We start from the raw sequence: 20,838 nt of genomic DNA, 5'->3' as shown, positions 1-20,838 counted from the left end.
TGGACGACTGCGGGTGCGTCCTGGCTGGTCGCGCAGTTCCCCGCGCCCCTGACGGGGCGCTATCGCCTGCGTCGGACCACGGTCACCGCTCCTCCGCCCACCAGGATCAGCGCCAGCGCTCCTCCCAGCACGTACGGCGTCACCGAACTCCCGCCCGTCTCCGCGAGCTTCGTCTCCTTCTCCGGGGCGCCCTGGACCTTCACGTCGGAGACCGGGTCGGCGGGGTCGGCGGGGTCGGCCGGTGCTGCCGCGGGGGCGGGCGGCGTCTCGCACGTCGCCTTCGCCAGGGTCAGGGTTCCCTCCACCTCGGCCACGTTGAGCTTCAGCGGGTTGATGGAGACCTTGAGTTCGAGGGCGCTGGCCGCGGCCGTGGTCGAGGTCGTCTCGCGCCTGGACAGGTCGAGACGGACCTCGCCGACGCCGGGGACCTTGACGTCGGTGGGGCCGCCCGCGCTCAGTGTCACGCGCTTGCCGAGCACGGTGACGGCGCCGAGCACGTCGGCGTCGGCCTCCGGCCGTCTGCCGGTCTCGCAGGTGGCCTTGGACGTGACCGTGTCGAGTTCGACGAGGGAAAGCAGGGGCAGGCCCGGCAGGTGCAGCCGGGCGTGGGCGAGGTGGACGGCGGCCTCGGCGCGGTCGGCGGTGACGGTCGCCTTCGCCGAGGCGACGTCCGCGCCGAGGACGTTGAACGGCTTGCCGCCGTCGACTCCGTCGAGCGTCGCGGTCAGCGCCGTCCGGTCGGCGCTCCGCGGTGCCTGGACCTCGTTCAGGGAGACCGCGAGCGGGACGTTCACGGTCTTGTCGAGGAGGGAGACGTCGAGCCCGGTGCGCAGGACGACCGCGCCGGCGCGACCGTGGCCGGTGGTCGCGTGTGCGGTGCCCGCGCCGGCCAGGGCCGCGGGACCCGCGGCCAGGGCCGTGGCCGTGGCGAGGGTCGCGAGACGGCGTGCGGGCTTACGGAATGTGTCGCTGTTCAAGGTGGTGGGACCCCCAGAGGAAACTTGCTCGGGACCCGCCAAGAATTACGCACTGTGGGTGAACGGGCGGCAATCCTGCGTTACTTCACTCATTAGTGGACTTTCCGCGAATCTATTCGACTCGGTCGGGACAGGAGTTCCCTTACTCCACGACCTGCCCGTTCAGCACCACTCTCCGGGGGGATGCGAGGACGCGTACGTCCGCGCGCGGGTCGCTCTCGTACACCACCAGGTCCGCCGGCGCGCCCTCCTCGAGGCCGGGCCTGCCGAGCCAGGCGCGGGCCGCCCAGCTGGTCGCCGCGAGCGCGTCGAGGGGCGGGATCCCGGCGGTGACGAGTTCGGCGACCTCGCCCGCGACCAGGCCGTGGGCCAGGCTGCCGCCCGCGTCGGTGCCGACGTACACCGGGATCCCGGCGTCGTAGGCGGCCCGGACGGTGTCGTAGCGGCGCTCGTACAGCCGGCGCATGTGGGCCGACCAGCGCGGGAACCTGGCCTCGCCGCCCGCCGCCAGGTCCGGGAAGGTGGCGATGTTGACGAGGGTCGGGACGATCGCGACGCCACGGGCGGCGAAGAGGGGGATCAGGTCCTCGGTCAGTCCCGTGGCGTGCTCGATGCAGTCGATGCCGGCCTCGACCAGGTCCTGGAGCGAGTTCTCGGCGAAGCAGTGGGCGGTGACCCGGGCGCCGAGCCGGTGGGCCTCGGCGATGGCCGCCTCGACGGCGTCGCGGGGCCAGCTGGGGGCCAGGTCGCCGAGGTCGCGGTCGATCCAGTCGCCGACCAGCTTGACCCAGCCGTCGCCGCGCCGGGCCTCCTGGGCGACGTACGCGACCAGGTCGTCGGGCTCGATCTCGTGGGCGAAGTTCCTGATGTAGCGGCGGGTGCGGGCGATGTGCCGGCCTGCCCGGACGATCTTCGGGAGGTCGTCGCGGTCGTCGACCCAGCGGGTGTCGGACGGCGATCCGGCGTCCCGGATGAGGAGGGTGCCGGCCTCGCGGTCGGTGACGGCCTGCTTCTCGGCCGTCGCCGCGTCGACCGGGCCGTGCGGGCCGAGGCCGACGTGGCAGTGGGCGTCGACGAGACCGGGGAGCGTCCAGCCCTCGACGGTCCGGACGTCACGGGCGCCGGCGGGCCGGTCGTAGGAGATCCGGCCGTCCACCACCCACAGCTCGTCGCGGACGTCCTCGGGGCCCACGAGGACCCTGCCCTTCACGTGCAGCACCGCGTGATCGCTCATGGGGCTCAGCCTAGGACGACCGGCAGTCCCTCATCGATGCGGCCCGGCAGCCGGGCGCCGGCCCTTCCCGGCTAGTCCGGGGCCTCCTCCTCCACCTGGGCCATGGCCGGGTCCAGGAGGCGGGAGAGGAAGTGGCGGGTGCGCCCGTGGGTGGGGTTGCCGATGACCTGGTCCGGGGTGCCGTCCTCGACGACGACTCCGCCGTCCATGAAGACGACCCGGTCGGCGACCTCGCGGGCGAAGGACATCTCGTGGGTGACCACCATCATGGTCATGCCCTCCCGCGCCAGCATCCGCATCACCGCCAGGACGTCCCCGACCAGCTCCGGGTCGAGGGCGGAGGTCGGCTCGTCGAAGAGCATCACCTCGGGGCCCATGGACAGCGAGCGGGCGATCGCCACCCGCTGCTGCTGGCCGCCGGAGAGGGCGGCGGGGTAGGCGTCCGCCTTCTCGGTCAGACCCACGCGGGCGAGGTTCTCGGCGGCGACCCGTGCCGCCGTCGCCTTGTCCCGGCGCAGTACCCGGCGTTGCGGCAGGGTGAGGTTCTCGGTGACCGTGAGGTGCGGGAAGAGGTTGAACTGCTGGAAGACCATGCCGATCCGGCGGCGCACGGCGTCGATGTCGACGTCCGGGTCCGTCAACTCGGTGCCGCCCACGAACACCTGTCCCTGGGTGGGCTCTTCCAGGAGGTTGACGCAGCGCAGCAGGGTGGACTTGCCGGAGCCGGACGGGCCGATGACGCAGACGACCTCGCCCTGGCCGATCTCCAGGTCGATGCCCCGCAGCACCTCGTTGTCGCCGAAGGACTTGTGCAGGCCCTTCACCTCGATCTCGGGTCGGCTCACTTGACGGCCTCCTGGGCCTTCGCCTCCATGCGGCGCACGACGAAGCCGAGCGGGATCGTGACCAGCAGGTAGCACAGGCCGGCGACGAGGATCGGCGTGGAGTTGGCGGTCGTACTGGCCAGGTCGCGGCCGTACTTGGACAGTTCGCGCTCCTCCAGGGTGACGCCGAGGAAGAGCACCAGGGAGGAGTCCTTGAAGAGGAGCACCAGTTCGTTGGTCAGCGGCGGGAGGATGATGCGGAACGCCTGCGGGATGACGATCGAGACCATGGCGCGGGCGGGTGAGAAGCCCAGTGAACGGGCCGCCTCCAGCTGTCCCCTGGGGACGGCCTGGATGCCCGCGCGGATCGTCTCGGCCATGTAGGCGGCGGCGACCAGGCCGAGGGCGAGGGCCACCTTGCCGTAGGTGCCGCCGACGATCTCGGTGCCGGGGAAGGCGAGCGGGACGGCGACGCCGATGAAGATGAAGATCAGCAGGGCGGGCAGGCCGCGGAAGATCTCGATGTAGATGCCGGCCAGCCAGCGGTAGGGGCCGACCGACGACAGCCGCATGAGCGCGATCACCATGCCGAGGGCCAGCCCGACGACGAAGCCGGACAGGGTGTAGAGCACGGTGTTCTTCAGCGCCAGCGTGATGACGTCCGGGAACATCTGCCTGGCGATGTCCCACTGGGCGAACTGGTTCTGCAGCCGTCCCCAGTCGGCGCCGACGGCGAAGGCGACGACGGCGCCGACGAAGACGACGTACTGCGCCCCACGCGACAACCGGCGCTTCTGCCGCCGGGACAGGCCCTTGCGGCGCGGCTGGAGCTCCGTGTCCGTGCCTGCGGTCATGAGGCGGCGGGGGACGCGGCCGAGGCGTCGTAGGGACCGATCCACTTCTCGTACAGCTTCTTGTACGTGCCGTCGGCCTTGGCGTCGGCGATCGCCTTGTTGACGGCGGCGAGCAGCTTGGTGTTGCCCTTCTTGACCGTGAAGCCGTACTGCTCACCGGTGTTGATGTTGCCGGCGACCTGGAAGGCGTTCGCGTTGGCCTTGTCCTTCAGCCAGCCCTGGACCACCGGGTAGTCGATGACGACGGCCTTGACCTGGCCGGTGCGCAGGCCGTTGAGGACGGCGTCGGAGGACTCGAAGGAGACCGGGTCGAAGCCCTGCTTCTTGACGTAGTCCTCGCCGGTGGTCTGCGCCTGGGCACCCAGCTGGACCTTCTTGGCCTTGGCGTCGGCCAGCGAGGTGATGCCGCTGTTCTTGCCGACGAGCAGGGCCTGGGTGGCGTCGAAGTACGGGTCGGAGAAGTCGACGTTCTTCTTCCGCTCGGCGGTGATGGTCATGCCGGCCGCGGCCAGGTCGCACTCGCCCGAGTTGAGGAAGGCGCCGGTCTTGAAGTTCTCGAACGGCGTGTCGAGGATCTGCTGCTTCACGCCGAGGTTCTTGGCCACCAGGTCGATCATCGACACGTCGAAGCCCTGCACCTTGCCGCCGATCTCCGACTGGAACGGCGGGTACGGCAGGTGGGTGCAGGTGGTGAGCTGCCCTGCCTTGACGAGTACGACCCCGCCGACGGCCGTCCTGGAGGCGCTGGAGCCGTTGCCGCTCGACGTGCAGCCGGCCACGAGGGCCAGCCCGGCCGCGGCGGTGACGGCGGCCAGGGCGCGAGCCCGGCGGCGCCCGAGGAGCGTGGTCACGAGACCTCCCGTGAGTCTGTGGGTGAGCCCCCGGCGATCTGTGAGGGAGCTTTGGATTCCGGTTCTACGGGTTCCGATTATAAGGAGATGTTTGGGTTTCCCAAAACAAACCGATGGTCGGGTCGGTGTCCGGCCTAAGAAGTCGCCGGTCGAGGCGGTGGAGGGGTGCCGGTTACGCTCCTCGTGATCCGACCTGCCGCGACTGAGGAGAGCACCGCCGTGACCCACCCCTTCCTCGACCTGCCCCCGCTGACCGCCGCCCGCTTCGCCGCGATCGAGGACCGGGTGGCCCGGCTGCTGGACACCCGCCAGGACGTCGTGATCATGCAGGGCGAAGCGCTGCTGCCCCTGGAGGGGGCGATCAGGGCCGCGGCCGGGCCGGGGACGACCGCGCTGAACGTGATCACCGGCCCGTACGGGCAGACCTTCGGGAACTGGCTGCGGGACTGCGGCGCGACGGTGATCGACCTCTCCGTGCCGTTCCACACGGCGGTGACGGCCGAGCAGATCCGGGAGGCGTTCGCCGAGCACCCGGAGATCGACTTCGTGTCCCTGGTGCACGCGGAGGCGGCGACCGGCAACACCAACCCCGTCGCGGAGATCGGCGAGGTGGTACGGGCCCACGGCGCCCTCTTCTACCTGGACGCGGTCGCCTCGGTCGGGGCCGAGCCGGTGCTGCCGGACGCGTGGGGCGTGGACCTGTGCGTGATCGGGGCACAGAAGGCGATGGGCGGCCCGGCCGGCGTCTCGGCGGTGTCGGTGAGCGCGCGGGCGTGGGCCCGGATGGCGGCGAACCCGAACGCCCCGCGCCGCTCCTACCTCTCCCTGCTGGACTGGAAGGAGCGCTGGGTCGACGGCGGCCGCAAGGTGCTGCTGCACGCGCCGGCGCAGCTGGAGATGCTGGCGCTGGAGGCGTGCGTCGAGCGGATCGAGGCGGACGGCCCGGAGACCGTGATGGCCCGGCACCGTACGGCGGCACTGGCCACCAGGGCCGGGGCGGTGGCCCTCGGCGGCGGCCTGGAGCCGTACGTGTACGCGGAGTCCGACGCGGCACCGGTCGCCACGACGCTGCGGGTGCCGTCGGGCGTGGTGGCGTCGGAGCTGGTCGCCGAGGCGCTGGCGGGCGACGGCACCCTGCCGCTGGCCGCGGGCGGGGGCGCCCTGGCCGGGGAGATGATCCGGGTCAACCACTACGGGGTGGACGCGACGGCCGGCGCCGTCCGGTCGAGCCTGGCGGCGATCGGCGCGGGGCTGGCGAAGCGGGGGCTCGCGGTGGACCCGGAGGGCGCCCTGCGGGCGGTCGAGTCCGCCTGGCATTAGCGGTCCGGACGGTTGCGGGAGCGGGCATCCGGCGTTATCGGCGCCTGAATTCAAGGAAATCTCGAATTCCTTTTCGGTGGATGGCTTTCCCGAGTTCTCCTGCCCGCTTTTTGCGCAGCTAAACAGGGGGAATTTCGTCCAGGTTTCAACCCTGTGACACACTCCACATGGCAGGATCATATGCCCGATTTGTGGCGGGCTATATCGGGACATACAGGTAGCCGAGATTCGGCCGCCGTCGGCACTCGCCGTGCATTTTTGCATTTGCCTCGCTAAATTCGATTCGCATGACTGCCCCACAAGCAGACCTGATCGTCGACCGCCCGGTGGTGACCGACGGTGCCGCTCTCTGGCGTATCGCCAAGGATTCCGGAAGCCTCGATCTGAACTCCTCGTACAGCTATCTGCTGTGGTGCCGGGATTTCGCCGGCACCTCGGCGGTGGCGCGGGGTGCGGACGGCGAGCCCGTCGGGTTCGTGACCGGATACACCCGGCCGGACCGGCCGGACACGCTGCTCGTCTGGCAGGTGGCCGTGGACGCCGCGCAGCGCGGACGCGGCATCGCGGCCCGGCTGCTGGACGGGCTCACGGCGCGGGTGGCCGCCGACCGGCCGCTCACCGCCGTCGAGACCACCATCACGCCCGGCAACACCGCCTCCGAGCGCCTGTTCACCTCGTACGCCGCCCGGCACGGCGCCGTCGTGGAACGCACGGTGCTGTTCGAGGCCGGTGAGTTCCCCGACGGTCCGCACGACCCCGAAGTCCTGTACCGCATCGGCCCCTTGACCCCCACATCGCACTGAGGAGCCCCGCCGTGACCATCATCCAGCCCGACCTGAGTGTCTTCGAGACCCTGGAGTCCGAGGTCCGCAGCTACTGCCGCGGCTGGCCGACCGTGTTCGACCGGGCCCGGGGCAGCCGCATGTACGACGAGGACGGCCACGAGTACCTCGACTTCTTCGCCGGCGCCGGATCACTCAACTACGGCCACAACAACCCCGTGCTGAAACGGGCGCTGCTCGACTACCTGGAACGGGACGGCGTCACCCACGGCCTCGACATGTCGACCACGGCCAAGCGGTCGTTCCTGCAGACGTTCCAGGACCTGGTGCTGCGGCCGCGGGAGCTGCCGTACAAGGTCATGTTCCCGGGGCCGACGGGGACGAACGCCGTCGAGTCGGCGCTCAAGCTCGCCCGGAAGGTGAAGGGGCGCGAGGCGATCGTGTCGTTCACCAACGCCTTCCACGGGATGTCCCTCGGCTCGCTCGCCGTCACCGGCAACGCGTTCAAGCGGGCCGGGGCCGGGATCCCGCTGGTGCACGGGACGCCGATGCCGTTCGACAACTACTTCGAGGGGACCGTGCCGGACTTCCTCTGGTTCGAGCGGCTGCTCGAGGACCAGGGGTCCGGGCTCAACAAGCCGGCCGCGGTGATCGTGGAGACCGTGCAGGGCGAGGGCGGCATCAACGTCGCCCGGCCCGAGTGGCTGCGCGCCCTCAAGGAGCTCTGCGAACGGCAGGACATGCTGCTGATCGTGGACGACATCCAGATGGGCTGCGGACGCACCGGCGCCTTCTTCTCCTTCGAGGAGGCGGGCATCGTCCCGGACATCGTCACCGTGTCCAAGTCCATCAGCGGCTACGGGCTGCCGATGTCGCTGTGCCTGTTCCGGCCCGAGCTGGACGTGTGGGAGCCGGGCGAGCACAACGGCACCTTCCGCGGCAACAACCCCGCCTTCGTCACCGCGGCCGCCGCCCTGGAGAGCTACTGGACCGACGGCCCGGCGATGGAGAAGCAGACCCGGACCAAGGGCGAGCAGGTCGAGCAGGGGCTCATCGCGATCGTCGAGGAGAACCTGGCCGACGTGCGCGAGTACCGGGGGCGGGGCCTGGTGTGGGGCCTGGAGTTCCACGACAAGGAACGGGCCGGCCGGATCGCCAGGCGCGCTTTCGAACTCGGGCTGCTCATCGAGACGTCGGGGCCGGAGAGCGAGGTCGTCAAGCTGCTGCCCGCCCTGACCGTCACCCCGGACGAGCTGGACGAGGGGCTGAGCATCCTCGCCCGCGCCGTCCGCGAGACCGTCTGACCGGATCAGAACCAAGGAGGCTGTACACCACCGTGATCGTCCGTTCGTTCAAGGAGATCGAAGGCACCGACCGGCATGTGAAGTCGGCGTCCGGGACCTGGGAGAGCAAACGCATCGTCCTCGCGAAGGAGCGGGTCGGCTTCTCGCTGCACGAGACGATCCTGTACGCGGGCACCGAGACGTCGATGTGGTACGCCAACCACATAGAGGCCGTCGTCTGCGTCGAGGGCGAGGCCGAGCTGACCGACCACGAGACCGGGAGGTCGTACACGATCACCCCCGGGACCATGTACCTCCTCGACGGGCACGAGCGGCACTCGCTGCGCGTCAAGGAGGACTTCCGCTGCGTCTGCGTGTTCAACCCGCCGGTCACCGGCCGGGAGGACCACGACGAGAACGGGGTCTATCCCCTGCTGACGGAGGAGGGCTGACCATGACCACCATCACCGACCTCTACCCGAGCCGCGGCCCCGTCGAGGTCGCCGTCCCCCGCAAGGACCCGGTCGTCTGGTCGGGGCCCGGCGCGCCCGGGCCGATCGCCACCGACCAGCTGGAGGCGTTCGAGCGGGACGGCTTCCTCACCGTCGACCAGCTCATCGGGGACGACGAGGTCGCCGTGTACCAGCGGGAGCTGGAGCGGCTGATCACCGACCCGGCGATCCGGGCCGACGAACGCTCCATCGTGGAGCCGAAGTCCAAGGAGATCCGGTCCGTCTTCGAGGTGCACCGGATCAGCGAGGTGTTCGCGAACCTGGTGCGCGACGAGCGGGTGGTCGGCCGGGCCCGGCAGATCCTCGGCTCGGACGTGTACGTCCACCAGTCCCGGATCAACGTCAAGCCGGGGTTCGGCGCCAGCGGCTTCTACTGGCACTCGGACTTCGAGACCTGGCACGCCGAGGACGGCCTGCCGAACATGCGCACGGTGTCCGTCTCGATCGCCCTGACCGAGAACCACGACACCAACGGCGGCCTGATGATCATGCCGGGCTCGCACCGGACGTTCCTGGGCTGCGCCGGCGCCACACCGGAGGACAACTACAAGAAGTCGCTGCAGATGCAGGACGCGGGCACGCCGTCGGACGAGGCGCTGACGGAACTGGCCTCGCGGCACGGCATCAAGCTGTTCACCGGCAGGGCCGGGTCGGCGACCTGGTTCGACTGCAACTGCATGCACGGTTCCGGCGACAACATCACGCCGTTCCCGCGCAGCAACGTCTTCATCGTGTTCAACAGCGTGGAGAACACGGCGGTGGAGCCGTTCGCCGCGCCGGTACGCAGGCCCGAGTTCATCGGGGCGCGGGACTTCACGCCGGTCCGCTGAGCGTCCGCCCCCTCCCCCTCAGGGGCCGTCACGTCCGTCGTGGCGGCCCCTTCGCCGTGTCACAGTGCGGCTTGAGCAGACCGGCCAGGTACGGCGGCTGCCGGACCCGGCGGACCGGCGTGCGGTGCTGGTAGAGGCGACGGAGTGCGGCGGCCGGCTGCCGGCCGAGGTGGAGCGGATGCGGACCGCCCTGGCGGAGGAGAGCCTTGCCGGGGTCAGCCCGCGAGGGCGTCGAGCAGGCGGTCCACGTCGGCGGGCGTGTTGAAGAGGTGGAAGGCCGCGCGCAGGTTGCCCGCACGGTCGGAGACCTCGATGCCGGCCCGGCTCAGTGCGGGCTGACGGCCGCCGAGCCCGGGGACCGAGACGATCGCCGAGCCGGGGGCGGGCACCGGCTCGTGCCCGAGGGCGGCGAGCCCGGCACGGAACCGGTCGGCGAGGCCCACGTCGTGGGCGTGCACGGCGGCCATGCCGAGTTCCTCGATCAGGTCGAGCGAGCGGCGCAGTCCGGCGAACGTGAACAGGGCATGGGTGAGGTCGAACCTGCGGGCGGAGTGGGCGAGTTCGGCGACCGGGCCGTAGCAGCTGTGCCACGGCTCCTCGCCCGCGACCCAACCCGCGAGCAGCGGGGTCAGGCCGCCGAAGTCCTCGGGGAGCACGAGGAAGGCCACGCCGTGCGGGCCGAGCAGCCACTTGAAGGAGACGGACGCGGTGAAGTCGTACGCGTCGGCGTCCATCGGGAGCCAGCCGGCCGCCTGGGAGAAGTCGACGTAGGTGCGGGCCCCGTGCGCGCCGGCGGCCTCGCGGAGCGCGGGCAGGTCGGCGAGCCGGCCGTCCGCCGACTGGACCGCGCTGACCGCGACGAGGGCGGTGTCCGGGCGGACGGAGTCCGCGATGCGCTCCAGCGGCACCGCCCGGACCTTCAGGTCACCGCGGACGTGGAACGGGTTCAGTACGGAGGTGAAGTCGTCCTCGGCGGTGAGGACTTCGGCGCCGGCCGGCAGCGAGGCGGCGATCACGCCGGAGTGCGCGGCGACCGAGGCGCCCGCCGCGACCCGGGTCACCGGGACGCCGGCGAGCCGGGCGTAGGCGGCCCGGCACGCCTCCACGTCCTCGTACAGCGGGGTCAGCGGCCGGCCCTCGGCCCGCAGCAGCGCCGCCTCGTGCAGGGCTGCCACGGCACGGGCGGGGAGCAGGCTGTTGCTGGCGGTGTTGAGGTAGATGGTCTTCGGGGCGAACTCGGCGCGGACGAGGCTCTCGAACGTCTCCGTGGTCTCCATGCGTCCACTCTGCGGCCCGGGGAACCCCCCGTCCATTGCGGATTTCTACGTGGATTCGCCAAGCAACGCTTATACGACAGCCCTGACCTGGCCCTTCTCAGTGCTGCGGGACCGCGCACCCGTCCGGGCCGCAGGCCTGCGCGCCGCCCTCGTCGATCAGCTTCAGCGGGGACCGCGCGTCCCATGCCTGGGTGAGCGCCTGGGTGAACACCTCGGCGGGCTGGGCCCCCGAGACCCCGTACTTCCGGTCGAGGACGAAGAACGGCACCCCGTTGGCACCGAGCTCGGCGGCCTCGCGCTCGTCGGCGCGGACCTCGTCGGCGTAGCGGGACGGGTCGGCGAGCACCGCACGCACGGCCGCCGCGTCCAGCCCGGCCTCCACGGCCAGCTCCACGAGCCGGTCCTCGCCCTCGCTGAAGAGGGAACGCTCCTCGGCGAAGTTCGCCCGGTAGAGGATCTGGATCAGCTCGTCCTGGCGGCCCTGCTCCTTGGCGAAGTGCAGCAGCCGGTGCAGGTCGAAGGTGTTGCCGTGGTCGCGGCCCCGGGTCTGGTACGCGAGGCCCTCGGCCGCGGCCTGCGCGCCCAGGTTCTCCTCGCCCGCCTGGGCCTGGGCCTCGCTCATGCCGTACTTCTTGCTGAGCATGGCCAGCACCGGCTGGACGTCGTCCTTGGCGCGGCCGGGGTCCAGCTCGAAGGAGCGGTGCACGACCTCGACGTCGTCGCGGTGCGGGAAGGCGGCCAGTGCCTTCTCGAAGCGCGCCTTTCCGACATAGCACCAGGGGCAAGCGATATCGGACCAGATCTCGACGCGCATGGTGGTGGCTCTCCAGGATGAGGGAATCGTTCAACTGCCTGAACCTTCAAGCAGCCCGCTTCATTCCCCGCTCACCGGGTACCGCAGGTACAGGTGGTGGTCCTCCTCGGCCGGCGGGTTCTCCGGGTCCGGGACCCAGCCCTGGCGAGCGTAGAAGGCCTGGGCCCGCCGGTTGTCCACGTGCACGTCCAGCACGGCGGTCCGCCTGCCCTCGGCCCGCCACTGCTCCAGGCAGGCGCCGTGCAGGGCGGTACCGACCCCGGCCCGCCAGCGGCCGGGGTCGACGTGGAACTGGAACAGCTTGACCGTTTCGGCGGTGGCGCCTTCCGGGGTACGGAAGGAGGCGACCGCGATGACCACGCCCGCCTCCACCACGATCAGCACCTGCCCGTCGGGCCGTTCGACGGCACCGCGCCAGGCGGCCGTCCAGTCGACGCCGTCGTCCGGGAGGCCGTCCGGGTAGTACGTCGACCGGGCCCGGTGGTGCAGCGCGGCGATGGTCTCCGCCTCGGCGGACAGGGCCGTTCGGATCACCCGGATCCCTCTCACGTGGTCACTGATCACGCAACGGAGGACGAGACCGGGTCCGCGCCGGTTCCGAGCCGGGTGAACTGGGCGCGGTAGGCGCTCGGGGTCAGTCCGGTGCGGCGCACCAGGTGGACGCGGAGGGAGTCGGCAGAGCCGAGGCCACAGGCGGCGGCCACCTGGTCCATGGGCAGCGTGGTGCTCTCCAGCAGTTCCCTGGCCCGCTCGACGCGCTGGTGCAGCAGCCACTGCAGCGGGCTGACCCCGCTCTCCGCGTGGAACCGGCGGGTGAGGGTGCGCACCGAGACCCCGGCGTGCCGGGCCAGGTCGGTGAGGGTGAGCGGCTTGTCGAGGTTGCGCATGGCCCAGCCCCGGGTGTCGGCGCAGGCGATGCCGCGCTCGGGCGGCAGCGGGGTGTGGGTGAACTGGGTCTGGCCGCCCGGCCGTACCGGCGCGACCAGGGCGAGGCGGGCGACCTCGTTGGCGACGGCGGCGCCGTAGTCGGTGCGGATGAGGTGCAGGCACAGGTCGATGCCGGCGGCGTAGCCGGAGGAGGTGAGGAAGGGCCCGTCCTGGGCGTAGAGGACGTCGCCCTGGACCTCGACGTCGGGGTGCCGGCGGCGCAGTTCGCCGGCGTGCGTCCAGTAGGTGGTCGCCCTGCGGCCCTTGAGCAGTCCGGCCTCGGCGAGCGAGAAGGCGCCGGTGCAGATGGAGGCGATCCGCACGCCGGCGTCGGCGGCCTCGCGCAGCGCCGCCAGCACCCGGGGATCCGGCGAGTGGAGCTTGCCGGTACCGGCCACGATCACGGTGTCCGCCTCCCGCAGCGCCTCGAGGCCGCGCGGGACGTGCAGGTCGAGGCCGCCCGTGGTGGGGACCGGGCCGGGGTCGGGCGTGCAGATCACCACCTCGTACCCGGGCCGTCCGTCGACCTCCGCCTTGTCGAACAGCATTTCCGGGATGGCGAGGTTGAACATCGACACGGGCGGGGACGCGACGACCGCGACTCGCAGCATGGCCAGAACCTCCGGATGCATGGCGTTCGGGCCACTACTGTACGCCGCGGCCGGTCAGCAGCATGGAGTCATGCCAACAGACCAGACCCGACGGCCCGCCCGGACCGGCACCGGGAAGAGCGAATCGGCGAAGGGCCAGGACCACACCCCTGCCCTCGCTCTGACCGCCGCCCTGCTGGGGTTCGCCCTCATCACCCTCGACGCGTCCGTGGTGAACGTGGCCCTGCCCGCGATCGGCTCGGCGCTCGGCGGCGGCCTGTCCGGACTGCAGTGGACGGTGGACGCCTACACGCTTCCCTTCGCCGCCCTGATGCTCTCCACGGGCGCCTTCGCGGACCGGGCCGGGGCGAGCCGGGCGTACGGGCTCGGCATCGCCGTCTTCACCCTCGCCTCGGCGGCCTGCGGTCTGGCGCCGACCTTCCCGGTGCTGATCGGCGGGCGCGTGGTGCAGGGCGCCGCGGCGGCCGTCGTCCTGCCCGCCTCCCTCTCCCTGGTGCGGCAGGCGTACGCGGATCCGGCCCAGCGCACGCGGGCGGTGGCGCTGTGGGGGGCCGGCGGCTCGATCGCGCTGGCACTGGGGCCGGTGGCGGGCGGCGCGCTGACCGCGGCCTGGGACTGGCGCGGGATCTTCTTCATCAACCTGCCGCTCGGGGCGGCCGCACTGCTCCTGCTGGTGCGCGCACCGCGCTCGGAGCGCCGCCCGGCCCCGCTGGACCTGCCGGGCCAGTTCACCGCCGTCGTCACGCTGACCGCCCTCACCTTCGCGGTCATCGAGGGCGGTACGACGGGACTCGCGGCCTTCGCCGTGGCGCTGGCCGGCGCCGCCCTGTTCGTCCGCGTCGAGCGCCGGCAGCCGCATCCGGTCGTCCCGCCGACGCTGTTCCGGGACCGCGCGGTACGGGTGGCCGTGACGACCGGGGCCGCGTGCAGCGTGGCCTTCTACGGCGTGGTGTTCGTCTTCTCGCTCTTCTTCCAGCAGGTCCAGGGCCGTTCGGCGCTGTACACCGGGCTGCTGTTCCTGCCGATGTCCGGGCTGATCGGCCTGACCAACGTGGTGTCCGGAAGACTGGCCGCCCGCCACGGGCCACGGCTGCCGATGCTGATCGGCCAGGCACTGGCCGCGGCCGGCCTGCTGGGTCTGCTCGTCGTCGGCTCCGGCACGCCCGCCGCCTGGGTGGCCGTCCTGCTCGTCCCGATGGCGGTCGGCTGCGCGCTGACCGTGCCGCCGCTGACGGTCGTGATGATGGACGCCGTACCGGCCGAGCGGGCGGGCCTGGCGGCCGGGGTGCTCAACGCGGCACGGCAGGTGGCCGGCGGGCTCGGGATCGCGGTGTTCGGCGCCCTGGTCGGCGGCGGCTTCGTGGCCGGGATGCGGGCGAGCCTGGCACTGGCCGCGGCCTTGTTCGCGGTGAGCTTCGTGCTCAGCTTCCGTCGCGCAGGTCGGCCGGCCAGTCGGGCCTGAACTCGATGTGGTCGTAGGTCACCACGCACCCCTCCCCCATCGGCGACTGGGTCATGAAGCCGACCAGCGCGTCCTCCGTCTCCTTCTCGCCGCCCAGGGTGAACAGCCGGACGAAGACCCACTTCTTGCCGTCCCGGGAGGCGTGGAAGGCGAACGCCCGGCCGGTCCGGCTGATCCGCAGCCAGACCGAACTGCCCTCCACCGTGAAGGCGTTGGCGTCGTCGGAGTGTCCCCGGGTGACCACCGTGCAAACGGTGGGCACGTCCGGGGAGTTCTCCAGGCAGAGCTTGGCCCAGGCCCGGTCACCCACGTGCACGTACAGCACACCGGCGTCGAAGGCGGCACCGAACCCGACGGTGACCCGGGCGATCAGCTGGAAGTCCCCTTCGGGCGCCCCCAGCAGCCGGGGCGCGTCCGAGGCGGGGTCCAGCGCCTCCCCGGTCGGCGACACGAACCGATCCTGCCGGGCCCCCGCCCACCCGGTGAGCACCCCGTCCTCGTGGAACCAGTGCCCGTCGGGCCCGTAGGTACGAAGCGGGAAAGGAAGTTCGGGAAGTTCGACGTCCATGGTCGGATTGTGTCAGCAGAACCATTGAACTCGCTCAGGGGGCAGCCGACCTTAAGGGGCGCGGGGAACTGCGCGACCAGCCACGGCGAACCGGCACTCCGGGGCGCACCCCACGCCCCGACGGCGCTACCGCTCCAGCACTCCGTTGAACCGCCGAGGAAGCCCCAGCGGATTGCCGTCCTTCAACTCGGCAGGCAGGAGAGCCTCCGGCGCCCCCTGATAGGCCACCGGCCGCAGCCACCGCTCAATGGCCGTACCGCCCACGGAAGTCGACGTGGACGTCGTCGCCGGGTAGGGCCCGCCATGATGCTGGGCCGGGGCCACGGCGACCCCCGTCGGCCACCCGTTCACCAGCACGCGACCCGCCAGCGGCGTCAGCTCCGCCAGGATCTCCGCCCCCAGCCCCTCCCCCGCGGCCTCCCCGGCGGAGACGTGCACCGTCGCCGTGAGGTTCCCCGGCAGCCGCGACAGCACCGCCGTCGCCTCGCTCCGGTCCTCGTAGCGGACCACCACGGTCACCGGCCCGAAGCACTCCTCCAGGAGCAGGTCGTACGCCCCGGCCTCGGCCAGCCGGCCCGCCGGCACCGTCAGGAACCCGGCGCTCACGGTGTGCTCGCCGCCCGCCCCCGGCGTCACCGGGCTCTCCACGTCGGGGAGTCCGGCGCGCTCGGCGACCCCGGCGACGAAGTTGTCCCGCATCCGGTGGTCGAGCAGCACGCCCGCGTCGGTGTTGCTGACCGCGTCCGTGAGGGACTTGACCAGACCGTCACCGGCGGCGCCGGCCGGCACCAGCACCAGACCGGGCTTCACGCAGAACTGCCCGACGCCCATGGTCATCGACCCGGCGAGCCCGGTGCCGATCTCCTCGGCCCGCTCGGTGGCCGCGGCCTCCGTGACGAGGACCGGGTTCAGGGAGCCCAGCTCGCCGTGGAAGGGGATCGGCACCGGACGCGCGGCGGCCGCGTCGAAGAGCGCGCGCCCGCCCCGGACGGAACCGGTGAAGCCCGCGGCGGCGATCAGCGGATGCCTGATCAGCTCGATGCCGGCCTGGAAGCCGTGCACGAGACCGACCACGGCCTCGGGGATGCCGTGCCCGGCCGCGGCCCGGCGCAGCACCCTGGCGACCAGCTCGGACAGGGCCGGGTGGTCGGGGTGCGCCTTGACGACGACCGGGTTGCCGGCGGCCAGCGCGCTCGCGGCGTCGCCGCCCGCGACGGAGAAGGCGAAGGGGAAGTTGGAGGCCGAGTAGACGGCGACGACGCCCAGCGGGACCTTGTAGCGGCGCAGGTCCGGGACGGGCGGGGTGGCGGTGGCGTCGGGGTGGTTGATGATGACGTCGAGGAAGGCGCCCTCGTCGACGATGTCCGCGAACGCCCGCAGCTGGTAGACGGTACGGGCGAGTTCCCCGGTCAGCCGGACGGGGCCGAGCGCGGTCTCCGCGTCGGCGGCCTCGACCAGCCGGTCCTTGGCCGCGTCGAGTCCGGCGGCGGCCGAGCGCAGGAAGGCCGCGCGGACGGTGCGGTCGGCGAGGGAGCCACGGGCGGCGTGCGCGGCCGTGACGACGGCGTCGACCTCCTCCGCTGTGGCCTCCACCGCAACCTGTTCACGCTGCTTCCCGGTGCGCGGGTCGACGCTCCAGACTGGTGCTGCTGCCACCGCGGGTCCCTCCATGATTGCGTTCTGCCGCAGTATCCGGATCATATTCAGGTCACATCCGGGTCGTTCACCAGCGGCGTTCGATATACTGAACGCTGTCTCTGATGATGAATATGCTGTTGGAGACTATAACCTCGGTTTCTCGTCCAACGAAGGGGTCAAGGGCGATGTCGGCAGGCGAGACAGGCGGCGGGGCACAGGTCAAGTCCGCGGTGCGGACCGTGGAGTTGCTGGAGTACTTCGCCGGCCGGCCCGGCATGCACTCCCTCGCGGCCGTCCAGGAGGCCGTCGGGTATCCCAAGTCCAGCCTCTACATGTTGCTGCGCACCCTGGTGGAGCTGGGCTGGGTGGAGACGGACGCGACCGGCACCCGGTACGGCATCGGGGTGCGGGCCCTGCTGGTCGGCACGTCGTACATCGACGGCGACGAGGTGGTCGCGGCGGCCCGCCCGACCCTGGACCGGCTCTCCGACGACACCACGGAGACCATCCACCTGGCGCGCCTCGACGGCACGAACGTGGTCTACCTCGCCACCCGCCAGTCGCAGCACTACCTGCGCCCCTTCACCCGGGTCGGCCGCCGGCTGCCCGCGCACTCCACCTCGCTCGGCAAGGCACTGCTCGCCACCCACACCGACGAGCAGGTCCGCAAGCTGCTGCCGGAGACCCTGCCGGCGCTCACCGAGCACACCCTCACCGACCGCGAGAAGCTCATCGAGGAGCTGCACCAGATCCGCGAGCAGGGCTTCGCTATCGACCGCGAGGAGAACACGCTGGGGCTGCGCTGCTTCGGCGTCGCGATCCCCTACCGCACGCCGGCCCGCGACGCGATCAGCTGCTCGGTCCCCGTGGCCCGCCTCACCCCCGCCCACGAACAGATGATCAAGGACGCCCTGTTCGACGCGCGGGACCGCCTGACGCTGGCCACCCGGCGGCTCTGACCCCGGCGGGGGCCCGGCGGCCCGTATGAGCGGACGATGAGAATAAGGCCGTACGGGAACGCGCACCCCACCTTCGCTCGTCTGTCTGAGCGGGATGAACAAGACGATCAGGCGGGCGTCCGTCTTCGCGCTGCTGCTCGTGCTCGCTCTGCTGGTCAGGGCGACATGGGTGCAGTTCTACGACGGCCAGGCCCTCGCGGACGACACGAAGAACCGGCGCAACGTCATCGAGACGTACTCGCAGCCGCTCGGGAACATCATCGTGGCCGGTGCGTCGATCACCGGCTCGGCCAGGACGTCGGGCGGCAGCGACCTCAAGTACAAGCGCACGTACACGAACGGCAAGCTGTACGCGGCGGTGACGGGCTACGCCTCGCAGAGCTATGCCCCGACCCAGCTGGAGGGGATCTACCAGAACCTGCTGAACGGCACCGACAGCAAGCTCAAGACGGTCATGGACACGGTCACCGGGAAGCGCGCCGCGCCGGGCAACGTGATCACGACGATCGACCCGGCCGTGCAGAAGGCCGCGTACGACGCGCTCGGGAACAAGAAGGGCGCGGCGGTCGCGATCGACCCGAAGACCGGCAAGATCCTCGCGGTCGTGTCGACCCCGTCGTACGACCCCTCCTCGCTCACCGACGCCAACAGTGCCGGTACGGCCTGGAAGCAGTTGAACGCCGACAGCGACAAGCCGCTCACCAACCGGGCGCTGCGCCAGCCGCTGCCGCCGGGCTCGACGTTCAAGCTGGTGGTCGCGGCGGCTGCCCTGGAGGACGGCCTCTACGCGAACGTCGACGCCAGAACCGACAGTCCCAACCCGTACACCCTGCCGGGCTCGACGACCCCCCTGCGGAACGAGAGCGCCTCGGCGCCCTGCGAGAACGCCTCGATCCGCACGGCCCTGCGCTACTCCTGCAACAACGTCTTCGGGAAGATGGCCGTCGACCTGGGCCAGGACAAGGTCAGGGCGATGGCGGAGAAGTTCGGCTTCAACGACGACAAGCTGGACATCCCGGTGCGCGCCTACGCCAGCGTCTACCCGTCGGACATGGACAAGGCCCAGACCGGCCTCTCCGGCATCGGTCAGTTCGACGTCACGGCGACCCCGCTCCAGATGGCCATGGTGTCGGCCGCGATAGCCGACGGCGGCAAGCTGGTCTCCCCGCACATGGTCTCGCAGATCACCGACAGCGGCGGCGACGTGCTGAAGAACTACGACGACGAGGCGGAGAGCAAGGAGATCGTCAGCTCCTCGACCGCGGAGCAGCTGCAGTCCGCGATGGAGACGGTCGTCAAGGAGGGCACGGGCACGAACGCGCTCATCGACGGCGTGACGGTGGGCGGCAAGACGGGCACGGCCCAGCACGGCGAGAACAACAGCAAGACGCCGTACGCCTGGTTCACGTCGTACGGCAAGTCCGACAGCACCGGCAAGGAGGTCGCGGTGGCGGTCCTGGTCGAGCAGTCGGACGCGGCCCGGTCGGAGGTCAGCGGCAACGGGCTGGCGGCGCCGGTGGCCAAGGCCATGATGGAGGCGGCTCTGAAGTGAACGCCCCGAGCTGAAGCGCCCCGTCAGGGGCGCGGGGAACCGCGCGACCAGCCACGACGGCGCCGCAGCCAAGGACGCACCCCGCGCCCCACCCCCTACTTCACCCCCAGCACCTGCTCCACCGGATCGATCGCGAAGTACACCAGGAACAGTGCGGACACCGCCCACAACAGCCAGTTGACCTCCTTCGCCTTCCCCAGCACCGCCTTGATCACGACGTACGCCAGGAACCCCGCCCCGATGCCGTCGGTGATGGAGTAGGTGAACGGCATCGCGGCGATCGTCAGGAACGCCGGGATCGCGATCTCGTACCTGTCCCAGTCGATGTGCTTGACGTGGGTCATCATCAGGAAGCCCACGGCGATCAGCGCGGGCGCCGCCGCCTGCAGCGGGACGATGGTCAGCAACGGCGTGAGGAAGAGCGCGAGACCGAACAGGCCGCCGGTGATCAGGTTGGCGAACCCGGTGCGGGCCCCCTCTCCCACCCCCGCCGCCGACTCGATGTACGCGGTGTTGGAGGAGGCCGAGCCGAGGCCGCCGGCCACCGCCGCCGCGCCGTCGATGAAGAGCACCCGTCCGATGCCCGGTACCTGCCCCTGCTCGTCGAGCAGTCCGGCCTCCGCGCTGATGCCGACGATCGTGCCCATGGCGTCGAAGAAATCGGACAGGATCAGGGTGAAGACGAGCAGTACGGCGGTGAGCACACCGGCCTTGCCGAAGCCGCCGAACAGGCTGAAGTGACCGATGAGCCCGAAGTCGGGCGTGCCCACGACCTTGTCGGGGATCTTCGGTGTGGTCAGGCCCCAGCTCTTGATGTCCGCGGCGGAGTTGATGACGATCGCGACCACGGTCATCGTGACGATGCTGATCAGGATCGCGCCCTTCACCTTCCGCGCGACCAGCGCGATGGTCAGGAGCACGCCGACGCAGAAGACGAGCACGGGCCAGCCGGTGAGCCGTCCGACGGCACCGAGCTGCACCGGCACGGTGGTGTCCGCGGCGTCCGGGATCCGGCTGACGAAGCCCGCGTCGACGAAACCGATGAACGCGATGAACAGGCCGATGCCGACGCCGATCGCCTGCTTCAGCTGCTGCGGAATGGCGTTCATGATGGCCTCGCGCAGGCCGGTGAGGACCAGTACGCAGATCAGCAGGCCTTCGAGGACGACCAGGCCCATCGCGTCGGACCAGCTCATCAGCGGCGCCAGCTGGAAGGCCACGACGGCGTTGAGGCCGAGTCCGGCCGCGATGGCCAGGGGCAGGTTGCCGCCGACGCCCATGATGACCGTCATCACGCAGGCCACCAGCGCGGTGGCGGTGACGAGTTGGCCGGTGTCGAGGGTGTGGCCGAACTTGTCCTTGGCGCTGCCGAGGATGATGGGGTTCAGGACAAGGATGTAGGCCATGGTGAAGAACGTGGCGAAGCCGCCGCGTATCTCCCGGCCGAAGGTGGATCCCCGTTCGGAGATCCTGAAGAACCGGTCGACGCCGTTCCCGGCAGGTGGCGCGGCCCCCTGCGGCCGGGCCGCCTTCTGCGTCTCGGACATGGTCGAACTCCTCGTC

The 20,838-nt window shown here is 71.1% G+C and carries 20 protein-coding genes; 8 read left to right on the top strand and 12 right to left on the bottom strand.

The genetic code is table 11. The features are described from left to right. Nucleotides 1-59: 59 nt before the first annotated feature. The 5 genes from ACFY0K_RS09960 to ACFY0K_RS09940 form a co-directional block, all read right to left on the bottom strand. Complete coding sequence (locus tag ACFY0K_RS09960; RefSeq protein ID WP_390639389.1) at nt 60-977, bottom strand: SCO1860 family LAETG-anchored protein; 918 nt, start codon at nt 975-977, stop codon at nt 60-62. A 142-nt stretch (nt 978-1,119) separates the two neighbouring features. Next, nucleotides 1,120-2,211, bottom strand: a complete 1,092-nt coding sequence (locus tag ACFY0K_RS09955; protein ID WP_390639388.1) for an amidohydrolase family protein — start codon at nt 2,209-2,211, stop codon at nt 1,120-1,122. A 71-nt stretch (nt 2,212-2,282) separates the two neighbouring features. Continuing rightward, nucleotides 2,283-3,056 (bottom strand): amino acid ABC transporter ATP-binding protein, encoded by a 774-nt coding sequence (locus tag ACFY0K_RS09950; RefSeq protein WP_390639387.1) that lies wholly within the window; start codon nt 3,054-3,056, stop codon nt 2,283-2,285. Next, nucleotides 3,053-3,889, bottom strand: coding sequence for an amino acid ABC transporter permease (locus tag ACFY0K_RS09945; RefSeq protein ID WP_351958471.1), 837 nt, complete (start codon nt 3,887-3,889; stop codon nt 3,053-3,055). Before ACFY0K_RS09945 ends, ACFY0K_RS09950 begins: the two co-directional genes overlap by 4 nt. Then, on the bottom strand, nt 3,886-4,740 hold the full coding sequence (locus ACFY0K_RS09940) for a transporter substrate-binding domain-containing protein (RefSeq protein ID WP_390639386.1): 855 nt from the start codon (nt 4,738-4,740) through the stop codon (nt 3,886-3,888). Before ACFY0K_RS09940 ends, ACFY0K_RS09945 begins: the two co-directional genes overlap by 4 nt. A gap of 219 nt (nt 4,741-4,959) precedes the next feature. Here ACFY0K_RS09940 and ACFY0K_RS09935 point away from each other — a divergent pair, with 219 nt between their 5' ends. The 5 genes from ACFY0K_RS09935 to thpD all read left to right on the top strand — a co-directional run bounded on the left by ACFY0K_RS09935 (nt 4,960) and on the right by thpD (nt 9,467). Then, nucleotides 4,960-6,060, top strand: coding sequence for a pyridoxal-phosphate-dependent aminotransferase family protein (locus tag ACFY0K_RS09935; protein WP_390639385.1), 1,101 nt, complete (start codon nt 4,960-4,962; stop codon nt 6,058-6,060). A 287-nt stretch (nt 6,061-6,347) separates the two neighbouring features. Beyond that, nucleotides 6,348-6,863 carry a diaminobutyrate acetyltransferase gene (gene ectA / locus ACFY0K_RS09930; protein ID WP_352360498.1) on the top strand — a complete coding sequence of 172 codons (516 nt, stop codon included), beginning with the start codon at nt 6,348-6,350 and terminating at the stop codon, nt 6,861-6,863. Nucleotides 6,864-6,874: 11 nt separating this feature from the next. Beyond that, entirely contained in the window at nt 6,875-8,146 is a 1,272-nt protein-coding gene (gene ectB / locus ACFY0K_RS09925) for a diaminobutyrate--2-oxoglutarate transaminase (RefSeq protein ID WP_390639384.1), read from the top strand. A gap of 32 nt (nt 8,147-8,178) precedes the next feature. Beyond that, a complete protein-coding gene (locus ACFY0K_RS09920; protein WP_390639383.1) occupies nt 8,179-8,577 on the top strand; it encodes an ectoine synthase in 399 nt (132 codons plus the stop codon). 2 nt (nt 8,578-8,579) lie between these two features. After that, nucleotides 8,580-9,467 carry an ectoine hydroxylase gene (thpD, locus tag ACFY0K_RS09915; RefSeq protein ID WP_390639382.1) on the top strand — a complete coding sequence of 296 codons (888 nt, stop codon included), beginning with the start codon at nt 8,580-8,582 and terminating at the stop codon, nt 9,465-9,467. A gap of 215 nt (nt 9,468-9,682) precedes the next feature. On the opposite strand, the gene ACFY0K_RS09910 is transcribed toward thpD, so the two are convergent. The 4 genes from ACFY0K_RS09910 to ACFY0K_RS09895 form a co-directional block, all read right to left on the bottom strand. Then, complete coding sequence (locus tag ACFY0K_RS09910) at nt 9,683-10,744, bottom strand: aminotransferase class V-fold PLP-dependent enzyme (RefSeq protein WP_390639381.1); 1,062 nt, start codon at nt 10,742-10,744, stop codon at nt 9,683-9,685. A 97-nt stretch (nt 10,745-10,841) separates the two neighbouring features. After that, the gene (locus ACFY0K_RS09905) at nt 10,842-11,558 is read right to left on the bottom strand and encodes a DsbA family oxidoreductase (protein WP_390639380.1); all 717 of its coding nucleotides are present in this window, start codon (nt 11,556-11,558) and stop codon (nt 10,842-10,844) included. A 60-nt stretch (nt 11,559-11,618) separates the two neighbouring features. Further along, entirely contained in the window at nt 11,619-12,092 is a 474-nt protein-coding gene (locus tag ACFY0K_RS09900) for a GNAT family N-acetyltransferase (protein WP_390639379.1), read from the bottom strand. Between the two features lie 26 nt (nt 12,093-12,118). Then, nucleotides 12,119-13,096 carry a GlxA family transcriptional regulator gene (locus tag ACFY0K_RS09895; protein ID WP_390639378.1) on the bottom strand — a complete coding sequence of 326 codons (978 nt, stop codon included), beginning with the start codon at nt 13,094-13,096 and terminating at the stop codon, nt 12,119-12,121. Between the two features lie 70 nt (nt 13,097-13,166). On the opposite strand from ACFY0K_RS09895, the gene ACFY0K_RS09890 reads away from it, so the two are divergent. Then, complete coding sequence (locus ACFY0K_RS09890) at nt 13,167-14,558, top strand: MFS transporter (RefSeq protein WP_390639377.1); 1,392 nt, start codon at nt 13,167-13,169, stop codon at nt 14,556-14,558. Here ACFY0K_RS09890 and ACFY0K_RS09885 read toward each other — a convergent pair. Continuing rightward, nucleotides 14,518-15,126, bottom strand: coding sequence for a DUF1349 domain-containing protein (locus ACFY0K_RS09885; protein ID WP_351958461.1), 609 nt, complete (start codon nt 15,124-15,126; stop codon nt 14,518-14,520). The two genes, ACFY0K_RS09890 and ACFY0K_RS09885, sit on opposite strands and share 41 nt — an antisense overlap. 126 nt (nt 15,127-15,252) lie before the next feature. Further along, complete coding sequence (locus ACFY0K_RS09880) at nt 15,253-16,782, bottom strand: aldehyde dehydrogenase (NADP(+)) (RefSeq protein WP_390639376.1); 1,530 nt, start codon at nt 16,780-16,782, stop codon at nt 15,253-15,255. Between the two features lie 167 nt (nt 16,783-16,949). Between ACFY0K_RS09880 and ACFY0K_RS09875 the strand changes: the two genes are divergently transcribed. Beyond that, nucleotides 16,950-17,723 carry an IclR family transcriptional regulator gene (locus tag ACFY0K_RS09875; RefSeq protein WP_351694752.1) on the top strand — a complete coding sequence of 258 codons (774 nt, stop codon included), beginning with the start codon at nt 16,950-16,952 and terminating at the stop codon, nt 17,721-17,723. A 94-nt stretch (nt 17,724-17,817) separates the two neighbouring features. Then, nucleotides 17,818-19,275 carry a peptidoglycan D,D-transpeptidase FtsI family protein gene (locus ACFY0K_RS09870; RefSeq protein WP_390639375.1) on the top strand — a complete coding sequence of 486 codons (1,458 nt, stop codon included), beginning with the start codon at nt 17,818-17,820 and terminating at the stop codon, nt 19,273-19,275. Between the two features lie 95 nt (nt 19,276-19,370). Here ACFY0K_RS09870 and ACFY0K_RS09865 read toward each other — a convergent pair whose 3' ends face one another. After that, a complete protein-coding gene (locus tag ACFY0K_RS09865) occupies nt 19,371-20,822 on the bottom strand; it encodes an NCS2 family permease (RefSeq protein ID WP_382730438.1) in 1,452 nt (483 codons plus the stop codon). Nucleotides 20,823-20,838 lie beyond the last annotated feature (16 nt).

Origin of the sequence: Streptomyces sp. NPDC001507, from assembly GCF_042894765.1 — a bacterium.
Classification (GTDB): Bacteria; Actinomycetota; Actinomycetes; order Streptomycetales; family Streptomycetaceae; genus Streptomyces.
The sequence above is the reverse complement of the archived record's forward strand: the minus strand, read 5'-3'. Positions and strand labels throughout refer to the sequence as shown.